Here is a 20540-nt window from a genome sequence, read left to right as displayed (position 1 = left end):
AAATCAAAGACCTTGTGTGCCCTTGTTTCCAATGATATAAAATGCGCTTTTGACATAAGCGGTTCCGGTAACCTGAGAGAGCGGCGAAAAGCGCTGACAGAGAACGGCCATTCCGGTTCTGTTTATGAAATGCTGAGTCCGGATGGTATTAACCTGGGATATTATAATATTAAGTCCAGCCAGGAAGGAGAAGTAGTGTTTAATAACATGCACCCTTTTCTGCAGATCAGTTATACGCTGAGCGGGAATAAAAGTTATACCACCGGCAGCGACCTTACTAAACTAGCTTCTTTTCAGAAACATCAATATAATTACCTTTTCCTCCCGGAGCAGGAGATCCATCTCAACTGGCAGGCAGATGAACAGCTGGAAATATTTGAATTGGGTGTAACACCGGAACTGGTATTTAATTTCCTGCCGGAAGAACATCCTTTGTTTCCTGTTCTTACAAAAAGCATTGCCAATAATACCCCTGCCAGGCTGAGCGAAGTGAATCTTCCCCTGGTCTCCAATATCAGCGCCATTCTGTACGATATGCTCAATTGTCCGCTGGACGGTCGTTACAAGCAGTTGTACCTCAAAGCCAAAACCACCGAACTGCTGGCCATCCAGTTATCCCAATATGAACAGATCAGCGGAATGGCTAAAAGTGATACGCGTGCATTGAAGAAAGAAGACATAGAGCGGATGCATATGGCGCGGGATATTATTATCAAGAACATCAACAGCCCCTGTACATTAATTGACCTGAGCCACCAGGTGGGTACAAACGATGCTTATCTGAAGAGTCATTTTAAACAGGTATTTGGCACTACCGTATACGGCTATCTGCAAAATATCAAGATGACGCATGCGCGGGAATTACTGTCGCAGGGAAAAGCCGTATCTGAGGTGGCTTATTTATCAGGCTACAAACATACTGCCCATTTCACGAGGGCTTTTAAGAAACATTTTGGTTTTTCTCCGGGTATCATGAAAAGGTAAAGTTGCCGGCCACTCTACCGTTTTCAATTATTTAGCCAACCAGTATATAAATACAAGCCAAAGCAATCCCTTTATTAAAAAGAAGAGAAATCCCCAGAAGCCGATGCGCTTCAGCCATTTCATTAACTTTTGCTTAGTGGTGGTTGTTTCCATTATTCACTAATTACCTGATAAATTTTAAAGTCGCTGGTCATAGGAGCCGGCCTGCCTTCCGCTTTTGCTTTGGCAATTTCTTCAAACCCACGTTTGTGCCCGCTGATAAATGCTTCTGATTTCATCCAGTCTTTAAACGATTGTTCCGTTTCCCAATAGCTCACGATCAGGTAAGCATCTCCCTCTTTGGCAGGACGCAGCACATGCATGTTGATAAAGCCTGGCATGGTGTCTATTGCATGCGCACGGGTAGCAAAAAGTTGTTCAAACCGCTCCTGGAAATCGGTGTTGCATTGGATGTAGTTAATGGCTACGAAATTCTTGTTCATAAAAAAATGTGATTTAATTATGACAAAAGTATGACTGTCACACCAATGTCATGCGCCTATCCGGGAATAACAATTACCTCAAACGGAATAATGGTGAAATTCCGCGGAAGGTTGCTATTTCTCCCAAAGTGGTGAACGCGCCTCTGCAATTTTGCAGCATGAAATACACGGTCGTATTAAGTGCTGTTATCCTTTTGATGACAGCCTGCAGCAAAGATAAGACTTCACCCAATGTCACTGATACCAGGAGTGTGACGGTGCTGGACATGCCGGGAGACCTTGGTGCTTCCATGGGAGATGATGTGGATGGTAAAGAAAAACGTCCTTTCTACAGCATCACTTTCCGCTTTTCCGATAAACAAACCCGCATGATCAAAACCACGGCGGACTCTCTGCAATACCTCAAAAATGCAGATTGGGACCTTGCTTTCACCAAAGAGTATAACTCCTATGTGGTTACCAATAACGGAACAATAGCCGGTACGCCGGGATATGGCGGGCCGGGTGTTGGCAGGATGATGATCATAGAAAAACCATATGACCAGGTATTTGAAGCGCCTTCGGATGCTGAGTTTGCACAGAAAGGTTTAGCCGGTGTTGGCTGGGACAGTGGTAATGGTTATGGCTGGTATTTTTATTCCCTCAGCAATCACATCTGTGTGCCCGTACGCAACAGAACATTTATTGTAAAAACAGCCAGTGGCAAATTCGCCAAACTGGCTTTATTAAATATCTACAAAGGCAATCCGCCTGTTGTAACAGACCTTTTCTGGCCAGCTCCCTACCTCACGTTCAAATACTTCGTGCAGGAAGATGGCAGCCGGAATTTGAGAACCAATTAATTCGCGCATATATGAACTTCAAAGTGTTACTCGTTACCTGCTTTGTATTTACCGCCTGCTCAAAAAGCAAAACGGAAGATAAACCGGATGAAGGTACTTCTTTACGTACAGGTGTTTACAGGATAGAGAACCTGGTAGCGGACACTACTGCCACCTCTGCCGGTAATGCCGTATCCATGTATTATAGTCTTGAAGAAAATAAAGTGATACCTGAATCCCAAAGGCAAACAGGCAGATGGGATATTGTATTCTATGGTATATATAACAGCAGTGTATACCCCAATAACGGGGCATCCATTGGTTCCCCTTCTTTTGGTGGCCCCGGTAATGCGAGGATCTATGTGGTGGTAGACAGAAAGTTTGACGCACAGTTCTACGATACCATCAGCTTTAAACCCAAAACGCTCCCAATCCCCCGCTCACTTTTCAATGCTGCTTTTGATGCAGTGAAAACGGCGGACGACAGTAAGTTAGGCATCCGTGATGTAGGACTGGACCATTTCCAGGGAGAAGCAGACGGCTGGGGGTATTATGATTTCTATGGTGCGCTCTTCCCGGGCAATGCCAAGAAATCGCATATCGTGTACACCATGCCGCGCGTGATGATCGTGAAAACGCATAAAGGGCATTACGCCAAAGTAATGATCGAAAATATTTATAAGGACAATCCTGAAGACCCTACGAGAGACAACAAGCCAGGATTCGTAACATTCAAATACGCTATCCAGATGGATGGCAGCAAAAACTTAGATATCAAGTAACATGAACAGAATTTTAAAGGTATTGATGCTCCTTGCCATAGCAGGGTGCACCAAAACGGATACTATTGCCCCACCGGCAGCATCCGATAGCAGGATCACGGAATACAAGATCGTGAATGTTCAGGGCGATCCCATCTATGGCACTGTGAATGATGCTGATTCCAGCATTACGGTTTACCTGCCTTTTTATAAACAACTGGTGGTACTGGAGCCGGAGATCAAAGTAAGCACCGGCGCTACTGTACAACCGGGTACAGGTACTTTGATAGAAAATCTTCTGGACGTTTTCCAGAAAGGGCGCGACATCAAATATGCCGTTACCGGTAAAAGCGGGAAGAAGAAAACCTATACCCTGAAGATTGTGGTACAACAGCCTCCATTAACCCTGAAGGAAGTAAGTACCAGCGCTACTGATATCAGATCCTTCGATATTAAAATGAGCGTTAATTTTTCTAGTATAAACATCAACCTGTTGGGGACAGGCTTTCATGAGAACCGCGAACTGATGAAAGTAGTACTGGTGGATGAAACCGGGAAAGAATATCCGCCATTCACGATGTCCATCACTAATACGAATGATCTGAATTCGGTGGGCATTTCACTGATTAACTACCAGCAGGATCCCAGTCCATTGCTGACGGCTTTGCCAGCCACAGGTTTATATAAGGTGCGTGTATATTCCTATGCCAAGGTTGTTACCACCACATTTCCCATCCGTATCAATAAACTGCCATAGATCATGTATAGAATTATATCCTGCATTTTAATACTGGCGGCATTTGTTTCCTGCAAAAAGGAAACGGAATATGCGCCTTATCCATATAACAGTATCGAATTACTAAGTGTTTCCACCGGAGGAGATGAAAAGATCAATGCTTCTTTTAATAACGACAGCATTATCATTTACTGGCCTTCTTATCTTCCCAAACCCGCTAAGATCAGCCCTCAGATCAAGGTGTCAGAGCATGCTACTATTACGCCGGCTTCCGGAACAGAAGTAACATTTGCCACCGGAACAAAGTTTACGGTGAAAGCCCAGAACGGTGCAGTGAAGGATTACTTCCTGAAAGTGGTTTACAATCAGCCGGATATCCAGGTGTTTGAAATGACCTATGCCACTACCAAAGGAGGAACGATCACCGTGAACAATGGCCGTGAGATCCGTTACCTGGCCCGCGATGTGAACCTCACCCGTTTTTATATTGTAGATAATGCCAATAAAGAAACACAGATCCCCATTGAGTTTGCCGATCAGGCAGACGGTACGCCCATTATGCGGATAAAGGTGCCTAATACGGATGATGTAAAGATCGGTGCTTACAAAGTAAAGATCGTCAGTGAAGAGCGTACGTTCATTTCTCCCAATGCCATCTTCGGTGTGTTGTACCCTGCGAGTGCAAAACCTGTTGTAAATGAAATCAAAGCACCGGTTACTGTAAAACAGGGTGAAACTATCACTTTCAATGGTACCGGCTTCTTTGATATGAAAGAAGCAAGGGTATATGCCTACGATGCCAACTGGAATGAGATAGAAGTGGCTACACTGGCACTGGTGAGTTCTACTGCTACTTCTGCCACTTACCGCATTCCAACTACGTTCAAAGCAGGTACTTATCAGCTGGGAGGATATGATGCGGACGGCATCGGCATTCAATTGCGGATAACAGACTTCATCGGATTCTGGAACTGGAACAAACAAACGAAAGTATATGTAAATGTGGACGGTGCTACATCGTTTACTGTTACACCATCATAAATGCATTACAGCACATCCCAAACCCTTATTGTTTATTATTAATCCAATATTACTATGACACAAATCAAAACCCTTTCGCGCCTTGCGCTGTTGTTAACCACTGCCAGCACTTTGTTCGTTGCTTCCTGCTCCAAGAACAAAGATGCGGAATCAATAACCCTTCGCGATCAGACATTGTCTGTAAGCATTACTGACGGCACCTGTCAAAGTATAACAGGGCCTGGTGTAACATCAGGAACAATCTGTCGTGCCGGTAGCTTGTATACCGTAACGAATTTCAAACAAGCTTATACAACTGGCCCCGGACAGCCAGCTGATGGTAATCTCTACTGGCGCTTTACTGTGAACGAAGCTGGTACCCCTGCTAACTTTAATATTAAGTTCACTGGCATTGCTACAGGAGATATTACCTCCAACGATTCCATCCGTTTCATCAATAAGGCGTTTGCTTCCGTGGTGTATGCAGACTGGGCAACGGCATCAAACCCAGCCAGCTCACCAGCAGGTTCTAACGTGATCGGTATGGACCAGGTAACAGGTACAGGAATTCCTCCAGCCGTTGCAGCGTATGCAAATGGAGCCGGCTGGTATATTTACAACTGGAGTGGCGGCCATACCGTTACCCCTGTTTCCGGCAGAGTGCTTTTCTGGAAGAGCGGTACTACCATCTACAAATTTGATATTCAGTCTATTTATCTCAATGGTGTGACCGGTGGTTCTTTCCCTTATTACAATTTCAGATACGAGGAGTTGATCCCGTAAACCATTAAAAGATGCTGCTGTAAAAGAGAACGGTTACTCTATGGAGTAACCGTTTTTCTATTTTATCCGAACCTTACTGAAGTCATCGTTAGCGATCCCGCCACGGCCTTATCATTAAAGATCTCCACATCGTCTTTTGTTCCTTTTAATCCAAGCGTATACATTAATGGATAATAATGGTCCGGGGTGGGGATGGCTAGTCTTATATCCTTACTGATGGTTTCATATTTGATCAGGGAAGCATGATCGCCGTTATAGATGAGTTGTTTGAATTTCGAATTGATGTCTAATGCCCAGTCATACCCATACTCTGGTTTATCCATCTTATCCCATGCTATCATGCCCAGGTTGTGTACCATGTTGCCGCTTCCGATGATCAAGATGCCTTTCCTGCGTAGTTCGTGTAATTCTTTTGCCAGGTTGTAGTGATACGCCGGGCCTTTGGAATAATCGATGCTTAATTGTAATACGGGAATGTTGGCTTTGGGGTACATGTGGCGTATGATCGTCCAGGTACCATGGTCCAATCCCCAATCGTGTGCCAGTTCCACTTTGGTGGAATGTATGAGTGATGCTGTTTCTTTTGCAATAGCAGGGCTTCCCGGTGCGGGATATTGTACAGCAAAAAGTTCCGGAGGAAACCCACCAAAGTCGTGGATAGTTTCCGGGAAATCCATGGCGGTGATCTTTGTTCCTTTGCTCAGCCAGTGGGCAGAAACAACCAGTACCGCTGCGGGTGTTGGAATGGTCTCTGCCATTTTTACCCAGTGTTGGGTGAAGCTGTTGTGTTCAATACCATTCATGGGAGAGCCGTGGCCGATGAATAACACCGGCATCAGCACACCATTGTCTGATAAATTAGCAGTGAACTTATTGAAGGCGGTGAGGCCGCTTAGTGCTATCATTTTAAGGAAATCTTTTCGTTCCATTATAATTGCTGGAGGAATGATTTGATGTTTACCGGTTTACGGCCGAGTAGTTTTTCCAGATCATCTCCCGCATAACTTAATGCACCGGTAGAGAAAGTAACCCCGATCCCTGCGATTACAACAATCTGTTCCTGTGGCAGTCCGGCTTTAGCCAGGATCTCTTTGAATTCTTGTACGGTAACGTCCTGGTATTTGATGTCCAGAATGTCTGCCATTTCCGTTAAGGTGAAAGATGGGGAAGAGGTGATCTCGTAGATCTGGTTACGATGTTTTTCCGGTGCGGATAAAACTTTCGCCAGTGCTTCTGCCATTTCACTGCGCAAAGCAAGATTTATTTTGGCACCATTGCTGGGATACGTCCAGGTACCCGTTTCTATTGCATTGCCCAGGAACCAGGGCATGTATTCCATGTAAAAAGTATTCCTGAAAATGGTATAATCTATACCGGACGTGATCAGCAGTTTTTCTGTTTCTGCGTGATCAGGTGCCAGCGGGCCTGGAGAACCTGCTGCCTGAACATGGCTGGTGTAGATAATATGTTGCACACCGGCAGCTTTGGCGGCATCGATCACATTGGCATGTTGTTCTACCCTGTTGCCGAAAGTACTGGTAGATACCAGGAGCAGTACCTCAATTCCTTTTAAGGCAGTTTGCAAAGCCGGTTTATCGTTGTAGTCGCCAATCCTTATTTCAACAGGAAGGTCTTTGCCTTTCTCTGCTGTTCTGACCAGGCCGGCTACTTTAGCCGCCGGGTTTTCTTTCAGTAAGGCATTAATGGTTAATTGCCCTAGATGTCCGTTTGCACCGGTAATAAGTATCATAGTCTATTTCTTTTAAGTTGAATGTCAGGAAAAAAGCCGACTGACCTGAGCAGTTCAGCGGTAGTGTAAAGTGCTTCTCCGTCATCACCGGAGATATTGATAACACGCTGCGCCGGGGAAAGGTTGGAGAACGCCACCACTTTGGAATGAGGCAGCAGGGTTTGCCATGTTTCCAGGGAGCCATTGCTGAGTACGATCTTTTGCACGGCCACTGCCCTGATCTTTTCTGCCATTTCTTCTGGCTGGGCGGCCAGTACAATAATGTCTGCCTCCCAGCTCGCTTCAATGGGGCAATCCATCAATTCCCCTTCTTTACATTCCCCGCCAAACAGCAGTATACGGTACCCGCCTTTGGACAGTGTTTGTGCAAGGGGTGTTTTGCCAATGATCGCTATGGTGGTTGTGGTGGTCATGCTTTGCAAAGGTACGCATGGCCCATGCCCCGATCCATTGATCTCAGATAAGAAATTTACTTTTTATGCAGCAGTTGTTTGCGGATCCGGCTCAGGGTTTCCGGGGTAAGGCCGATGTAAGTGGCAATAATATGCTGGGGTACGCGGTTAACAATATCCGGGTAGGCTTTGGTGAAGCGGGTATATTTTTCTTCCGTGGAATCGCTCAGTACGCCCGTGATCCTTCTTTGCAGGGCTACCAGGTTATTCTGCATGAGGATCCTTAAATAACGTTCCATCTTGGGCACTTTGCTCACCATTTCCTCAAAGGTGGCGTTGCTTAACATCAGGGCTTCCGTATCTTCCAGTGCAGTGATATTATATAGGGAGGGTTCGTTGGTGAGAAAGCTGTACATGTCTGAGATCCACCAGTTCTCCGGGGCAAATTGTACCGTATGTTCGCCACCGTTATCGTCTGTATAATGTGTGCGGAGTAACCCTTTTTCTACAAAGAGGATGTACTTGCATACCTCGCCGGCCTGTAGTACGTATTGTTTTTTGCGGATCTTTTTGGGGACGAAGCAGGTTTTGATCACTTCCTGTTCTTCAGCAGAGAGTGGTACCTTTCTGTTAATGTTATCCAGCAATACTTCGTACATAATTGCTAAGATAGGAATAATATGGCGGGCACCGTTTGATGCCCGCCATAGATTTTACCAGCCTTCGTTCTGAGGATATTTTGGTCCTGTAGTCACTGCATCTATCTGTGCTTGCGGGATCGGGCGTAACAGGTGTTTGGGACTGATGAAATTTGCACGGCTGTCCGGTGTATGCAAATTCAGCCTTTTCTGTAACTGGCCTGTTCTGATCAGGTCCAGCCACCTGGTGTTTTCACCTGCCAGTTCGCGGGAACGTTCATCCAGGATGAAATCGAGGTTCACATCAGCTACTGTAATAGTCATGGCTGCTTTGTTACCTGTAGGGAATGCTGCCCTTTCGCGTACGGCATTCAGGTAAGGTACTGCATCTGCGGGCCGGCCATCCATCAATGCAGCTTCTGCTGCTACCAGGTATGTTTCCGCTAAGCGGTAAGCGATCACTGGCCTGATGGAAGGCGCATTCATGTCCGAACGTTTGGTGTCCACATATTTCGTTAATGCAGGAGAGAGCCGCGGATTATATAAACGGGAAGGGATCAGTGTATAAGGCGCTGCTGCGATCTGGGCTGCTGTTCTGTTTCCCTGTGGCATGTAAATAGCGGTATCGCCCAGTTTGAATTTAGGGCCGTTGGGAACTGCACCAGCCGGAGCCCCGGGAGGTAAGGTAGCAGGCCATTTTGGAATACTCGCCGCGTTGTTGCAATACCAAACTGTTTGGAAGGATTTGTGGAACCGGGTATCATTCACCCTTTCTTTGAACACAGTATCTATCAGCCACAAAGTGGGGATGGTACGGATATAAGGTCGGCCATCACGAATATTACGGGCCATGCCATCTACTTTTTCATACAGGGGAGAAAAAAGATGCACGAGCATATTATCTGGCGTACGGCTATCCTGTTTCGGTGATCCGTTATAAGCCAGGCTGGCGGTATGTTGTACAGACCAGAGTACTTCTATGTTTGCTTCGTTGCCTTCTGCAAAAACATCTCCGAAATTAGGCAGCATAGCCAAACCTAATCCAGGCGCTGTGTTGATCAGGTCTACCGCAGTGGTGTAAGCATCCCTGTAATCAGTGGCTACTTTTGCTTTACCACCTGCACGGGCCAGGTATACTTTTGCCAGCACATGTTTGGCTGCGGCAGCATTGGCTCTTCCCGGGTCCAGTCCTTTTGTGGTGGGAGCAGGTTGCAGATCAGGAATAGCATCTTTCAGATCTTTGATAATAGCATTGAATACATCTGCCTGCGGATGCCTTGTGGCAGAGGTGATCGCTTTGTCCTGGAATTTATCCAGCAACGTTACATCTCCCCAGAATTGCACCAGTACAAAATTGTAGGTGGCGCGTAAAAATTTGGCTTCTGCAATGTAACGTTTCTTTGATTCAGCAGGGATGCCGGCTACTTCCGGTGCAAAGTCTATCACTGCATTGCAGGTATTGATATAGGTATAGCAGTTTTTCCATAACGCTTCCACTTTTCCATCATTGGTCTGATAAGTTGGTGCATAGAGGAAGAGGTTACTGTTGGCATCATTGCCTCTCATCCATTCATCCGTAGCAACGGTGGCCAAAGAAAAATAATCTTCACAACCCCAAACAGTGCGCATACCTGCGTAAGAGGCATCCAGCGCAGCATTAACACCCTGAACAGTTTTGTAGAAATCCGGCGTGAGCACGTAGTTTGGTTTCTCTTCCAGCATCTTGGCACAGCTGGAAAGGAGTAAACATAATATGATGATCTTTTTCATAACAAAGCAATTAAAAGATTATAAAGTAAGGTTAATACCGAATACCATAGACCATGTAGCCGGGGTGTCCGCATTGATATTTCCTGCGGATTCAGGATCTATGCCGTGGTATTTATTACGGTATTCAGAGAAAAGGATGAAAGGGTCCTGCGCGGTAGCATACACACGAACAGAACGGGCCCTCAGCTTTTGTACAAAAGAAGCAGGCAGATTGTAACCCAGGCTCATGCTCCTTATTTTCAGGAAGCTGCCGTCAATATATCCCAGTGTGGAATTGTATTGCGTTTGGGTGGAACTATTATTAGGTTTAGGGAAATAGGTCTCTCCGTTTGTGGGCGTCCAGTAGTTCACATTCAGGTTGTTGTAGTTACCCTGGAAGGTATTGGCAAAACCTCCGCCATATAATTTACTGTTCAGCATGCCGCCCATACGTGCAAATACTACTACGGTAAGGTCCACTCCTTTATAAGAAAAGCGGTTGGTCATACCACCTTCCCATTTAGGCTGGTTGGAACCAATGATCGTTCTGTCTGCTGTAGTGAAAGCCGTATCGCCATTGACATCCCTCACCCGGATGTTACCGATCACAGAAGTAGGGCCTGTTACTTTTTGTTTATGCGCCAATGCGGTAAGGGAATCTTGTTTTGTATTCTGCCAGATGCCGATGCGATCATAGTCGTAATAAACACCAATAGGCTGACCCACGAACCAACCGTTATTGATATCCTGTTTGATACCATCATACAGTTCCGTGATCTTTCCGCGGTTGATGTAGAAGTTCAAATTGGAAGTCCAGGTGAAATCATTGACGCCTTTACCCTGAATATTCACCGTAGATAATTGTACTTCAATACCCTTGTTTTCTGTTTTACCCACATTCACCAGTACATCACTGGGAATACCTGTGGTGAAAGGTAATTTCTGGGGCAGCAACAGGTTGTTGGTATATTGTTTATACACTTCCACGCTACCCGTGATGCGATTATTGAAGAAACCGAAGTCAAGCCCTGCGTTGATAGTAGAAGTATATTCCCAGGTAAGTTTGTTGTTGGATGCGGAGTTGAAATAAACGCCGGTAACGTTAGTTGATCCGTAGTTATAAGTGACCGGAGCCAATGAGCCCAATGTCTGATAAGGATTGATAGCGGTATTACCTACACGCCCGATACTTGCACGGAGTTTAAGGTTTGATACATTGGCAACAGACTTCAGGAAGTTCTCCCTGCTGATATTCCAGCCAACGGCAGCAGAAGGGAAGCCCTGGTATTTGTTACCAGGAGCAAGACGGGAACTACCATCTGTACGCATGGTTAAAGTGAGCAGGTAACGGTCATCGAAATTATAGTTCAACCGGCCCATATAAGAAATGATATTCCATTTACTTTCGGTACCACTACCTGCAAGGTTCAAACCATACTGGGCGTTGAAGTATTGCAGGTTATCAGATAAGAGAGAGTTGTTGTTGTACTTATTGGTCTGGTTGTTTGATTGCTGCACGCTGTACAATCCTGTAAGATTGAAACGGTGTTTACGGATGGTCTTATCATACGTGAGCAGGTGTTCCAGTGTAAAGTTGGAACTCAGCACATAATCATTATTACTGGTGTTCAGGTTGCCCTGGTTGTTGGTGGTTTTTGCGGAATAGAAACTACCATAGGTGTCGTTCTTGATCTCCGCGCCACCATTAAAGCGGTATTTCAGGCCAGGCAGGATGTTCACATCCAGGTAAACGGTTGTGAAGGTACCTGTACGTTTCCTTTTTTCTACTGATGCACCTGGAACAAAGTTGGCGAGTGGGTTCCAGATCTGTTTAGCGCTTCCTGCAACGAAGGCATTGAGGATAGCACCCGTGCTGTCGTAAGCTGCCGCCATAGGGCTGGCTCTTAAAGCCTGGCCCATGGGGTTGGCGCTTTCACCATTGGTAGTAGAGTAGTTGTTCAGAGAACTTACGCCTATTTTAAAGATCTTGTTGATCTCATGATCTACGCTGGCTTTCACGGTGAACCTTTCAAACGACTGGCCAAAGTAAACACCGGTTTCTTTAAAGTATCCGCCGGAGGCACTGAATTGTGTTCTTTCATTACCACCGGAAATGCCGATCTGGTGATTGGTCATCAGCCCGGTACGGTAGATGAGGTCCTGCCAGTCTGTATTTCTACCGGCGGCAAGGCCTGCTCTTTCTTCTGCATCAAAAGCATCCAGCATGATCTGTGGGTCTTCGGGGGTTGGGTATTTAACGTTATCACTATTATGATAAGCCCATTTTTTCAGGCCGGCATATTGCTGTGAATTCATCAGATCATATTTGGCAGAGGGTTTTACAAAACCGCCATAACCGCTGTAAGTGATCTGAGCTTGTCCGCTGCGGCCACGTTTAGTAGAAACAAGGATCACCCCGTTGGCGCCTCTTGATCCGTAAATGGCAGTGGCAGATGCATCTTTTAATACTTCCACGGAGGTAACATCATCCGGGTTCAGGTCATTGATATCACCATTATAGGGAATGCCATCTACTACAAAAAGCGGATCGTTAGTAGCTCTGAGCGATCTGCTGCCACGGATAAGGATAACAGGTTTTGCACCGGGTTTACTATTGCCGCCATTCTTTTGAATGTCGATACCTGCGCCTTGTCCTTTTAAGGCAGAACTCAGGTTGGAAGAAGGTACATCCCTTAAGGCCTGTGAGTTGATGGAAGCAATGGAGCCCGTTACATCCGATCTTTTCTGGGAACCATATCCTACCACCACTACTTCATTCAGTTCCCCTTTATTTGTGGCCAGCAGTATTGTTACATTATTCATGTCTGAAGCGGCCACGTTTAATTCGCGAGTGATAAAACCCGTGTAAGTGATCCTGAGTGTACCATTGGCCGGCGCTTTCAGTTGGAAATTACCATTGGCATCAGTGGCAGTGCCGCTGGTGGTTCCTTTGATGCCAATGTTGGCACCGGGTAAGGGATCGCCGGTTTGTGAAGCTACTTTTCCTTTTACCGTCACCAGTTTCTCCTGCGCAAATACTGCAGTGGAAGAAAACAGCAGGCATAACACAGTTAGTTTAAATAGTAATCTGCCAGGTGGAACGGCCGGCATAACTGAAATGATCCAGTTTCTCATAACGTTGATTTTAATAATGAAGGAGGGAATGTGAATAATGGAGTGGGTTTGCTCAGTACTACCCATGCAGAGTAGCATAAGCAGACAATAGCTTATGTTTTCATAAAAGTGGAATTGAATTAACTGTTTTGTCTTGATGCAAACGTTTGCAAAAACCAGGTTAAAAATGAGTGCCTTCGCACTCTGGTAATTGTAAACGGGCCACCACCGGTATTTATACCCGATGGAAAACTTATTTAAAGTTGCTCATTTTTATTATACCAGAATGGACTGATTTTAACAGATACAGGTGTTTTTTTAACACTTCTTACTTTCCTGTTTCCGCATGAGGTGCATCTACAGGTTTGGATTCAGGCGAGCCCCATTGCCGGAGATAAATGGATAGGAATACAATAGCGGCAACGGAGAGGAACTCGCTTTGCCAGTTCTGAAAGGATTCAAACCAGAACTTTGAATTACCCAGATATTCACTCACCGATGCCAGTGGTTTATGGAGAGCGGTTTGTTCTATATTATAATGTGCCCTGCTGCCTATAAAATGCAATACAAAGGAGAAGAGGAATAAGAGGAAAAAAGCGATCGAGAGGGAATTGCGGTAGATCTTCAGCCACCATCCACCTTTGTTAACAGCCCAGGGAGCGTCCGGCCCTGGTTTTGGTTCCCTGTCCACCTCTTCTTTTTTATCCAGGGCTTTTGATTCAGAGGAGCCTTTTTGTCTTAGCCAGACTGTTAATAAAACATACATGCCCATTTGCAGGAATTCGCTTTCCCAGTTTTCGAAAGTAGCTTCCATGAAATGCGGACTAATGAGGTAAGCAGCGAAGCTTAGGGTTGCCATGCCCTTTTCTTCCAGTTCCGCATTGAATTGCCGGTGCCCGGTAAATGCCTGTGCTCCCCATGTAATAAGCAGCATGGTTACGAAGGCGATGGTTAGCCCGTTTCGATATAAGAATTTCATTTTAAATGAGGTATAAAAACAATGCCATCTTCTACCGCTGTTTAAAAGGCATATGTTTTGACGGGGTATGATTAAAACGGAACTATGATAAAGCGAGACGGACATCTTACCAGCCTTTGGCAGGACACAAAACAGCCATATACAACACAGCCGTTTCCCGAAAGGGATGAATGGGACGTGATTGTTGTTGGCGGAGGTATAACAGGTATCAGCACAGCTTTACGTTTACAGGAAGCCGGAAAGCGCTGCCTTGTTATAGAAGCGGAGAACCTTTGCTTTGGTACAACCGGTGGAACCACGGCACATATCAATACATTGCTGGATACACCGTATACAACCATTGCACAGAATTTTGGGGATGATAATGCCCGATTGGTGGCGAATGCTGCAAAGGAAGCAGTGGAAAGTATCAGCACTAACATCCGTAAATACAACATAAGTTGTGGATTTTCCGAAGCGGATGCGTATTTATTTGCGCAGGATGATTCCCAGGAAAAGGAATTGGAAGAAATCCTGACAGCCACCAAGGCAGCAGGGCTATCTGCTGCATTTACAGAGAATATTCCCGTTCCTATCTCATTTACAAAAGCCATCAGGGTGAAAGCACAGGCTAAATTCCAGCCGCTGGATTATGTAATAGGACTGGCAGAAGCGTATGAAAAATTGGGAGGTGCCATCATGCAGCATTGCAGGGTAACCGGTGTGGAGAATAATGAATTGGTAGAAGTAGAAACCGCACAAGGTATTTTTAAAGCACGCGATCTGATCTATGCTACGCATATCCCTCCCGGCGTGAACCTTGTACATCTCCGTTGTCTTCCTTATCGCAGTTATGCGATGGCTGTTCTGCTGGATGATGGAAAATATCCGGAAGACCTGAGTTACGATATGTACGACCCTTATCATTATTACCGCACACAGGTGGTGGATGGGCAACCTTACCTGATTGCAGGTGGTAAGGATCATAGAACAGGGGATGCGGAGAATACGGAGCAATGTCTTCTGCAACTGGAAGCCACTATCCGCAAACATTTTGCAGTAGCGGAGGTTAAGTATAAATGGTCTTCCCAGTATTATGAATCTTCAGACGGGCTGCCATATATTGGTTCCCTGCCGGGGCAGGCTGAGCATATTTATGTGGCTACAGGTTTTGGTGGTAATGGTATGACCTATAGTCATGTGGCGGCAGCCATCCTGGAGAAACTGATCCTCAATGAAGGCTCTCCTTATATTCCATTATTCGATCCTAATCGTTTGAAACCGGTAGCAGGATTTAAGAATTTCATGAAGCATAATCTTACGGTGGTGAAGGACCTGGTATCAGGACTGTTCCCTGCTGATAAGTTGGAATCTTTATCTGGCATGGCCCACGGAGAAGGGCGCATTGTGGATTATGAAGATGATAAAGTGGCGATCTATAAAGATGAAGAGGGAAATATTCATGCGTTACATTCCCTGTGTACCCACCTGAAGTGTGAAGTGCAATGGAATGGCGCAGAGCGTTCATGGGATTGCCCCTGCCATGGCGCGCGGTATGATATTGATGGGAATGTATTGAATGGGCCGGCAGACAAGGGGCTTGAAAAACGTTGATCATGCCATCTACTGTTATCAAAAATTTTTCCTATGATAACAAAAAATCCAGGCTGTATGTAACCTTCCTGTCGGGCAAGGTGTATGCATACCTCAATGTGCCGGAGCATGTATATGAAGAAATGAAAATGGCGCTTTCTAAAGGGAAGTATTTAAATGAATATATTAAGGGGAAGTATGCATTTAAAGCCGTTTAGGCAACGCCCTGTAATTCTTCGTCAATGCGGGTGATCAGTTCCCGTCTTTCCTCTCCCCATGCATCCATGGCATCAATAATAGGCAGGATGCTCTGGCCCAGGTCCGTGAGATAGTATTCTACTTTAAGTGGTATTTCATCATACACCTTTTTGGAAACCATGCAATATTCTTCCAGTTCCCGCAGCTGCATATTGAGCACACGGGGGCTGGCATGGCTGATATACCTGTGCATTTCACTGGGTCTCCTGTACCCGCGGTTGATGGCATCTAAAATGCAGGGTTTCCATTTGCCACCTAATACCTTGATGGCTATTTCAATACCACATTCCGGGTTCTCCGGGATTTTTTTCACGTACATAATGGAAAGGTTTAGAAGATAAAGGTAAAGATCATCGTTTTATTAACCATATGGCAGGATAGGGAATTATTTGTCCCTACCTTCTGGCATTGATGTTGTGGCAATTAGTTGCAATAAATCTTGTCTTATGAGTAATACAAATCAACCCAAACCCCAGGACTATTTATCCGACCCCCATCTTAGCCCTGCCGTAAAAGAATTCCTAAAACCCTTGAATGCCGGAGGCCCTCCTGTAGAAAGCCTGCCGGTACCGGATGCGCGGAAAGTGCTGGTGGATGCACAGGCAGCTGTGAAAGTGGATGTTTCCGGGATTGATGTGTCCGAAAAGACCATTACGACAGACGGGTTTACCATCAAGCTGCACATTGTGCGGCCGGAAGGAGTTTCTGAAAAGCTGCCGGTGTTTATTTTTATTCACGGTGGCGGATGGGTACTTGGGGATTTTCCTACCCACAAAAGACTGGTGCGTGACCTGGTAGTGGCATCTGGTTATGCTTCCGTATTTGTTAATTATACCCCCTCGCCGGATGCCAAATATCCGCAGGCCGTGAATGAGATCTTTGCGGTTACGAAGTGGGTAGCAGAAAATGGGGACGAAATAAATGTAGATGGTAAGAACCTGGCCGTAGTAGGAAATAGTGTAGGCGGAAATATGACAGCCGTTACCACGCTGAAAGCAAAAGAGCATGGCGGGCCTGCTATCAAATTACAAATACTGTTATGGCCTATCGTAGATGCGGGTTTCGATACAGAATCTTACCGCCTCTTTGGTGAACAGCGTTTTCTGACCACTTCCCTGATGAAATGGCTGTATGATCAGTATACAAAAGATCCAAAGCAGCGGAAGGAAATATATGCCTCTCCGTTACAGGCTACTGTTGAACAATTAAAGGGATTACCACCGGCATTGATACAGGTAGCAGAAAATGATATTTTGCGGGACGAAGGCGAAGCCTATGGCCGTAAACTGGATGAAGCCGGCGTAACGGTAACCACTATCCGTTATAACGGTGTGATCCATGACTGGGGAATGTTGAACGGCATGGCTGAAATTCCCGGTACGCGTTCTTTAATACTACATGCGGCAGCAGAACTAAAGAAGTATTTAGGATAGCAGGTATTTGCGGGACTTTCTACGTTCCGCAAATATTTTTTGCACAAATGTGTTTGCAAGCTATATAGCAGTTTGTTTTTTGCCATATTCGCTAAAATCCGTATTTTCAGGACACTATTTGAATATTACGTAACCATAAATCCGAATTACACAACTGTAACACATTATTTGAACCCCGCCTAAGCAGCAAATTTTAATAACTAAACCAGTGACTTACAAGTAAGCGGATGTGCTATGTAGGCATGTTTAGAAAAGATTATCTCACAATTTGACAGGCTGCTTTTTCCAAACTTGAAATATTCAAATCTAATACCATGAAGAACATTGCATTTGCAGTGCTATTGCTGTTATTCAGCAGTATTGCCTCTGCACAGCTAAAGGTTGGCTCTAACCCGAGCCAGATCAACAAATCATCCATTCTTGAACTTGAATCTGACAGGCAGGGTCTGTTGCTTCCCAGGATACCCGGAGCAAATCTTACCACCTCACCCCTCAACACAGCCCCGGATGGGATGATCATTTATGTAACAGATTCCACCAGTCTGTTTGTCAGAAAGAATAATTTATGGCAGCGCATGTCTGCAGACAGTGTTGGCAATAGTAGTAACTGGAATACAAAAGGCAATGCCGGTCTGGACTCTGCCATTAATTTCCTGGGTACACTCAATCAGCAACCCCTCATCTTCAAAACCAATAATGCAGAACGTTTACGCGTAACCGGTAGTGGTAGTTTAACGGTAGCACCGGGTACTATTGGTACCGGTACTGACCAGGTACAGGTATTGGTGATAGATCCTGCTACAGGTACTTTATTACAAAGGACCATGGCTGCATCTGCTTTCAGCAATGCCATTGTGTCTCTCAACGGGCTGCGGGATTCTGTGCAGACTTTTAGGATAGACAGTGCCGTTACGACAGACGTTGCGATTAACTCAGCAGCGGGTGTACATACTTTTAATGTACCTACACAGAATGGAAACGGTACCACTTCCCGTGGTTTGCTATCGCTGAGTGACTGGACGCGTTTTGATTCTGCTGCACGTTTCCGGATATTGAAAACAGGTTTTGCCACACTCACCAATGCAAATGGTATCAGCATCGCCAGTGATTCCATTAAACTCCATCCTGCCGATGCTACCAATCCCGGCGGCGTATCTGTTGTAACACAAACATTCGGCGGAGCCAAGAATTTCCGGGACTCACTGACGGTAGGGCTTGCTCAGGGAACTGCTGCGAACTCTACTTTCCAGGTGAATGGTTCCATGGCCACCAATATTACCAACACTGCAGCTAACTATACGGCTACAGCAGGAGACAATACCATCCTGGCAAATGCTTCCACCGGCGCCATTACCATTACACTGCCCAGCCCCAGCGGATTGAACGGAAGAATGTATACGATCAAAAAGATCGGTACCGGCGGCATTGATAATGCGGTTACTATCAGTCCTACTTCCGGTAGCATCGATGGCGGAACAAATTATATTATCTATAACGACTGGACCTTTGTAACCCTGCAAACAGACGGCACGAACTGGTATGTGATAAAGAAATAAGTAATGACCATGAATAAAGCACGCTACCTGTTTTTCATGTGGATGCTGCTGTTACTGGCACCAGTTGCGCAAGCCCAATTGAAATTAGGTTCTAACCCTGCTATCATCAATAAATCTTCTGTACTTGAACTGGAAAGCAATGTACAGGGATTGTTGTTGCCCCGTATCCCGGATACGGCTGCTGCCACACTTACCACTGCTCCTAATGGCATGATCATTTTCTTTACACCGGATAATAGTTTGATGGTGCGTAAAAATGGTTTCTGGCGAAGGGTGGCAGATTCCGCCAACTTCACCGGTTTACTGGCAGCCAGTGGTTGGGCTTTAGGCGGAAATTCCGTTTCCAGCATACGGAATTTTGGCACTACCAGCAATTTTGACCTGCCTGTGATCACCAATAACCTTGAAAGGATGCGTGTTACCAATGCAGGAAATGTAGGTATAGGTAATACCGCGCCTTCTACTAAGCTGCATGTGCAGGGAGCAAATCCATTGACACTTACAGGAGTGCAAAATGGCACAAGTACGACTGCGGACAGCTTGTTAACGCTCACCAGCGGCCTGGTGAGAAAGATACCGATGTCTACATTTGCAACCGGCACAGGAATATGGAACACTTCAGGAAACAGCGGATTGAACAGCGGCGTTAATTTCCTGGGAACTACAGATAATGTGAGCCTGCGGTTCCGCACCAATAATGTACAGCGGATGTATATTGATAGTGCACGTGGGCTTGTAGGTATTGGCTCAAGTACTTTTGATGCTACAAATCCGGAGAAAGTATTGATCGATGCAGGAACTACTACTTCTGTGAATGCATTGTATCTCAAAGGGAGCATTGATAGCTACTTCCAGGTGAACATCAGGAACCTGGGCACCGGCAGCCAATCCAGCTCAGATTTTGTAGCTACGGCAGATAATGGTACGGAGACCACCAATTTTATGAACGTGGGGATCAATGGGTCACAATATGTTTACCAGGCTGGTAATCCTATCGAAACAGGTAAGGCGAATGACTGCTATATTATTGGTTCAGGCAATGATCTTTACATGGTGAATAATAATGCGGCAAAAGATATCATCTTCCTGGTAGGGGGAACAGCATCCACTAATGAAGCCATGAGAATGACCCCATCAGAAAGGGTAGGCATTGCCACCACAACTCCTCAGGCCAAATTGGATGTAGGCGGGAATTTTAAAATGGGCGCAACGGGCACCGTGCTGACAGCGATCACTAAAACAAGTTTTAGCCTGACAGATAATACCAATATTACTTATTCGTCCAGTCTCACAAGAACAGTGACCATATCAGGGCTGACCCCAAACTCTTCTGTGATTGTTAATCCAAGGACCAGCCTGGCGAATGGGGTTGCTATTGCCTATGCATATGTAAGCAGTGCAAATACGCTGACCATCAATTTCACAAATTCCGGTGCTGGCTTTTTAGGTAATCAAACATTGGGCACAGTCACGTTCGATCTCACTATTATTAAATGAGACTATTTCTTTTAC

The 20540-nt window shown here is 45.5% G+C and carries 20 protein-coding genes; 11 read left to right on the top strand and 9 right to left on the bottom strand.

Features of this window, described 5'->3' with window-relative positions:
* Positions 1 to 12 precede the first annotated feature (12 nt).
* Positions 13 to 984, top strand: coding sequence for a helix-turn-helix transcriptional regulator (locus AAHN97_RS22410; protein ID WP_343304331.1), 972 nt, complete (start codon positions 13 to 15; stop codon positions 982 to 984).
* 152 nt (positions 985 to 1136) lie between these two features.
* Here AAHN97_RS22410 and AAHN97_RS22405 read toward each other — a convergent pair whose 3' ends face one another.
* Complete coding sequence (locus AAHN97_RS22405; RefSeq protein ID WP_074242069.1) at positions 1137 to 1466, bottom strand: antibiotic biosynthesis monooxygenase family protein; 330 nt, start codon at positions 1464 to 1466, stop codon at positions 1137 to 1139.
* Positions 1467 to 1624: 158 nt separating this feature from the next.
* On the opposite strand from AAHN97_RS22405, the gene AAHN97_RS22400 reads away from it, so the two are divergent.
* Genes AAHN97_RS22400 through AAHN97_RS22380 form a run of 5 tightly spaced genes read left to right on the top strand, consistent with a single transcriptional unit; the run spans position 1625 to position 5587 of the window.
* Positions 1625 to 2308: an HmuY family protein gene (locus AAHN97_RS22400; protein ID WP_343304330.1), complete on the top strand. Its 684-nt coding sequence runs from the start codon at positions 1625 to 1627 to the stop codon at positions 2306 to 2308.
* Positions 2309 to 2319: 11 nt separating this feature from the next.
* Positions 2320 to 3069: an HmuY family protein gene (locus AAHN97_RS22395; RefSeq protein WP_343304329.1), complete on the top strand. Its 750-nt coding sequence runs from the start codon at positions 2320 to 2322 to the stop codon at positions 3067 to 3069.
* Between the two features lies 1 nt (position 3070).
* Positions 3071 to 3805 carry a hypothetical protein gene (locus AAHN97_RS22390; RefSeq protein WP_343304328.1) on the top strand — a complete coding sequence of 245 codons (735 nt, stop codon included), beginning with the start codon at positions 3071 to 3073 and terminating at the stop codon, positions 3803 to 3805.
* Positions 3806 to 3808: 3 nt separating this feature from the next.
* On the top strand, positions 3809 to 4825 hold the full coding sequence (locus AAHN97_RS22385) for a hypothetical protein (protein ID WP_343304327.1): 1017 nt from the start codon (positions 3809 to 3811) through the stop codon (positions 4823 to 4825).
* A 54-nt stretch (positions 4826 to 4879) separates the two neighbouring features.
* Positions 4880 to 5587, top strand: coding sequence for a hypothetical protein (locus AAHN97_RS22380; RefSeq protein ID WP_343304326.1), 708 nt, complete (start codon positions 4880 to 4882; stop codon positions 5585 to 5587).
* A gap of 62 nt (positions 5588 to 5649) precedes the next feature.
* Here AAHN97_RS22380 and ygiD read toward each other — a convergent pair whose 3' ends face one another.
* The 7 genes from ygiD to AAHN97_RS22345 all read right to left on the bottom strand — a co-directional run bounded on the left by ygiD (position 5650) and on the right by AAHN97_RS22345 (position 14209).
* Positions 5650 to 6516 (bottom strand): 4,5-DOPA dioxygenase extradiol, encoded by an 867-nt coding sequence (gene ygiD, locus AAHN97_RS22375; protein ID WP_343304324.1) that lies wholly within the window; start codon positions 6514 to 6516, stop codon positions 5650 to 5652.
* A complete protein-coding gene (locus AAHN97_RS22370) occupies positions 6516 to 7337 on the bottom strand; it encodes an SDR family oxidoreductase (RefSeq protein WP_343304323.1) in 822 nt (273 codons plus the stop codon). Before AAHN97_RS22370 ends, ygiD begins: the two co-directional genes overlap by 1 nt.
* The gene (locus AAHN97_RS22365; RefSeq protein ID WP_343304322.1) at positions 7334 to 7750 is read right to left on the bottom strand and encodes a hypothetical protein; all 417 of its coding nucleotides are present in this window, start codon (positions 7748 to 7750) and stop codon (positions 7334 to 7336) included. The genes AAHN97_RS22370 and AAHN97_RS22365 overlap by 4 nt, the downstream gene beginning before the upstream one ends.
* Positions 7751 to 7806: 56 nt before the next feature.
* Positions 7807 to 8388: a Crp/Fnr family transcriptional regulator gene (locus tag AAHN97_RS22360; protein WP_343304321.1), complete on the bottom strand. Its 582-nt coding sequence runs from the start codon at positions 8386 to 8388 to the stop codon at positions 7807 to 7809.
* Between the two features lie 54 nt (positions 8389 to 8442).
* On the bottom strand, positions 8443 to 10137 hold the full coding sequence (locus tag AAHN97_RS22355; protein WP_343304320.1) for a RagB/SusD family nutrient uptake outer membrane protein: 1695 nt from the start codon (positions 10135 to 10137) through the stop codon (positions 8443 to 8445).
* 18 nt (positions 10138 to 10155) lie between these two features.
* On the bottom strand, positions 10156 to 13251 hold the full coding sequence (locus tag AAHN97_RS22350) for a SusC/RagA family TonB-linked outer membrane protein (protein ID WP_343304319.1): 3096 nt from the start codon (positions 13249 to 13251) through the stop codon (positions 10156 to 10158).
* Positions 13252 to 13558: 307 nt separating this feature from the next.
* Complete coding sequence (locus tag AAHN97_RS22345) at positions 13559 to 14209, bottom strand: DUF6766 family protein (RefSeq protein WP_343304318.1); 651 nt, start codon at positions 14207 to 14209, stop codon at positions 13559 to 13561.
* Between the two features lie 84 nt (positions 14210 to 14293).
* On the opposite strand from AAHN97_RS22345, the gene AAHN97_RS22340 reads away from it, so the two are divergent.
* Together AAHN97_RS22340 and AAHN97_RS22335 are read left to right on the top strand one after the other, a co-directional pair.
* A complete protein-coding gene (locus AAHN97_RS22340; protein ID WP_343304317.1) occupies positions 14294 to 15802 on the top strand; it encodes an FAD-dependent oxidoreductase in 1509 nt (502 codons plus the stop codon).
* A gap of 2 nt (positions 15803 to 15804) precedes the next feature.
* The gene (locus AAHN97_RS22335) at positions 15805 to 15999 is read left to right on the top strand and encodes a KTSC domain-containing protein (protein ID WP_343304316.1); all 195 of its coding nucleotides are present in this window, start codon (positions 15805 to 15807) and stop codon (positions 15997 to 15999) included.
* Here the strand turns inward: AAHN97_RS22335 and AAHN97_RS22330 are convergent.
* Positions 15996 to 16358: a winged helix-turn-helix transcriptional regulator gene (locus AAHN97_RS22330; RefSeq protein WP_343304315.1), complete on the bottom strand. Its 363-nt coding sequence runs from the start codon at positions 16356 to 16358 to the stop codon at positions 15996 to 15998. The two genes, AAHN97_RS22335 and AAHN97_RS22330, sit on opposite strands and share 4 nt — an antisense overlap.
* 127 nt (positions 16359 to 16485) lie before the next feature.
* Between AAHN97_RS22330 and AAHN97_RS22325 the strand changes: the two genes are divergently transcribed.
* The 3 genes from AAHN97_RS22325 (at position 16486) to AAHN97_RS22315 (ending at position 20525) form a co-directional block, all read left to right on the top strand.
* Positions 16486 to 17472 (top strand): alpha/beta hydrolase, encoded by a 987-nt coding sequence (locus tag AAHN97_RS22325; RefSeq protein WP_343304314.1) that lies wholly within the window; start codon positions 16486 to 16488, stop codon positions 17470 to 17472.
* Positions 17473 to 17786: 314 nt separating this feature from the next.
* On the top strand, positions 17787 to 19028 hold the full coding sequence (locus AAHN97_RS22320) for a hypothetical protein (RefSeq protein WP_343304313.1): 1242 nt from the start codon (positions 17787 to 17789) through the stop codon (positions 19026 to 19028).
* A 9-nt stretch (positions 19029 to 19037) separates the two neighbouring features.
* Positions 19038 to 20525, top strand: coding sequence for a hypothetical protein (locus AAHN97_RS22315; protein WP_343304312.1), 1488 nt, complete (start codon positions 19038 to 19040; stop codon positions 20523 to 20525).
* The last annotated feature ends 15 nt before the right edge of the window (positions 20526 to 20540 follow it).

Origin of the sequence: Chitinophaga niabensis (assembly GCF_039545795.1) — a bacterium.
Lineage (GTDB): Bacteria > Bacteroidota > Bacteroidia > Chitinophagales > Chitinophagaceae > Chitinophaga > Chitinophaga niabensis_B.
Note: the sequence above shows the minus strand (reverse complement) of the source record. Positions and strands in the feature narration are given on the sequence as shown.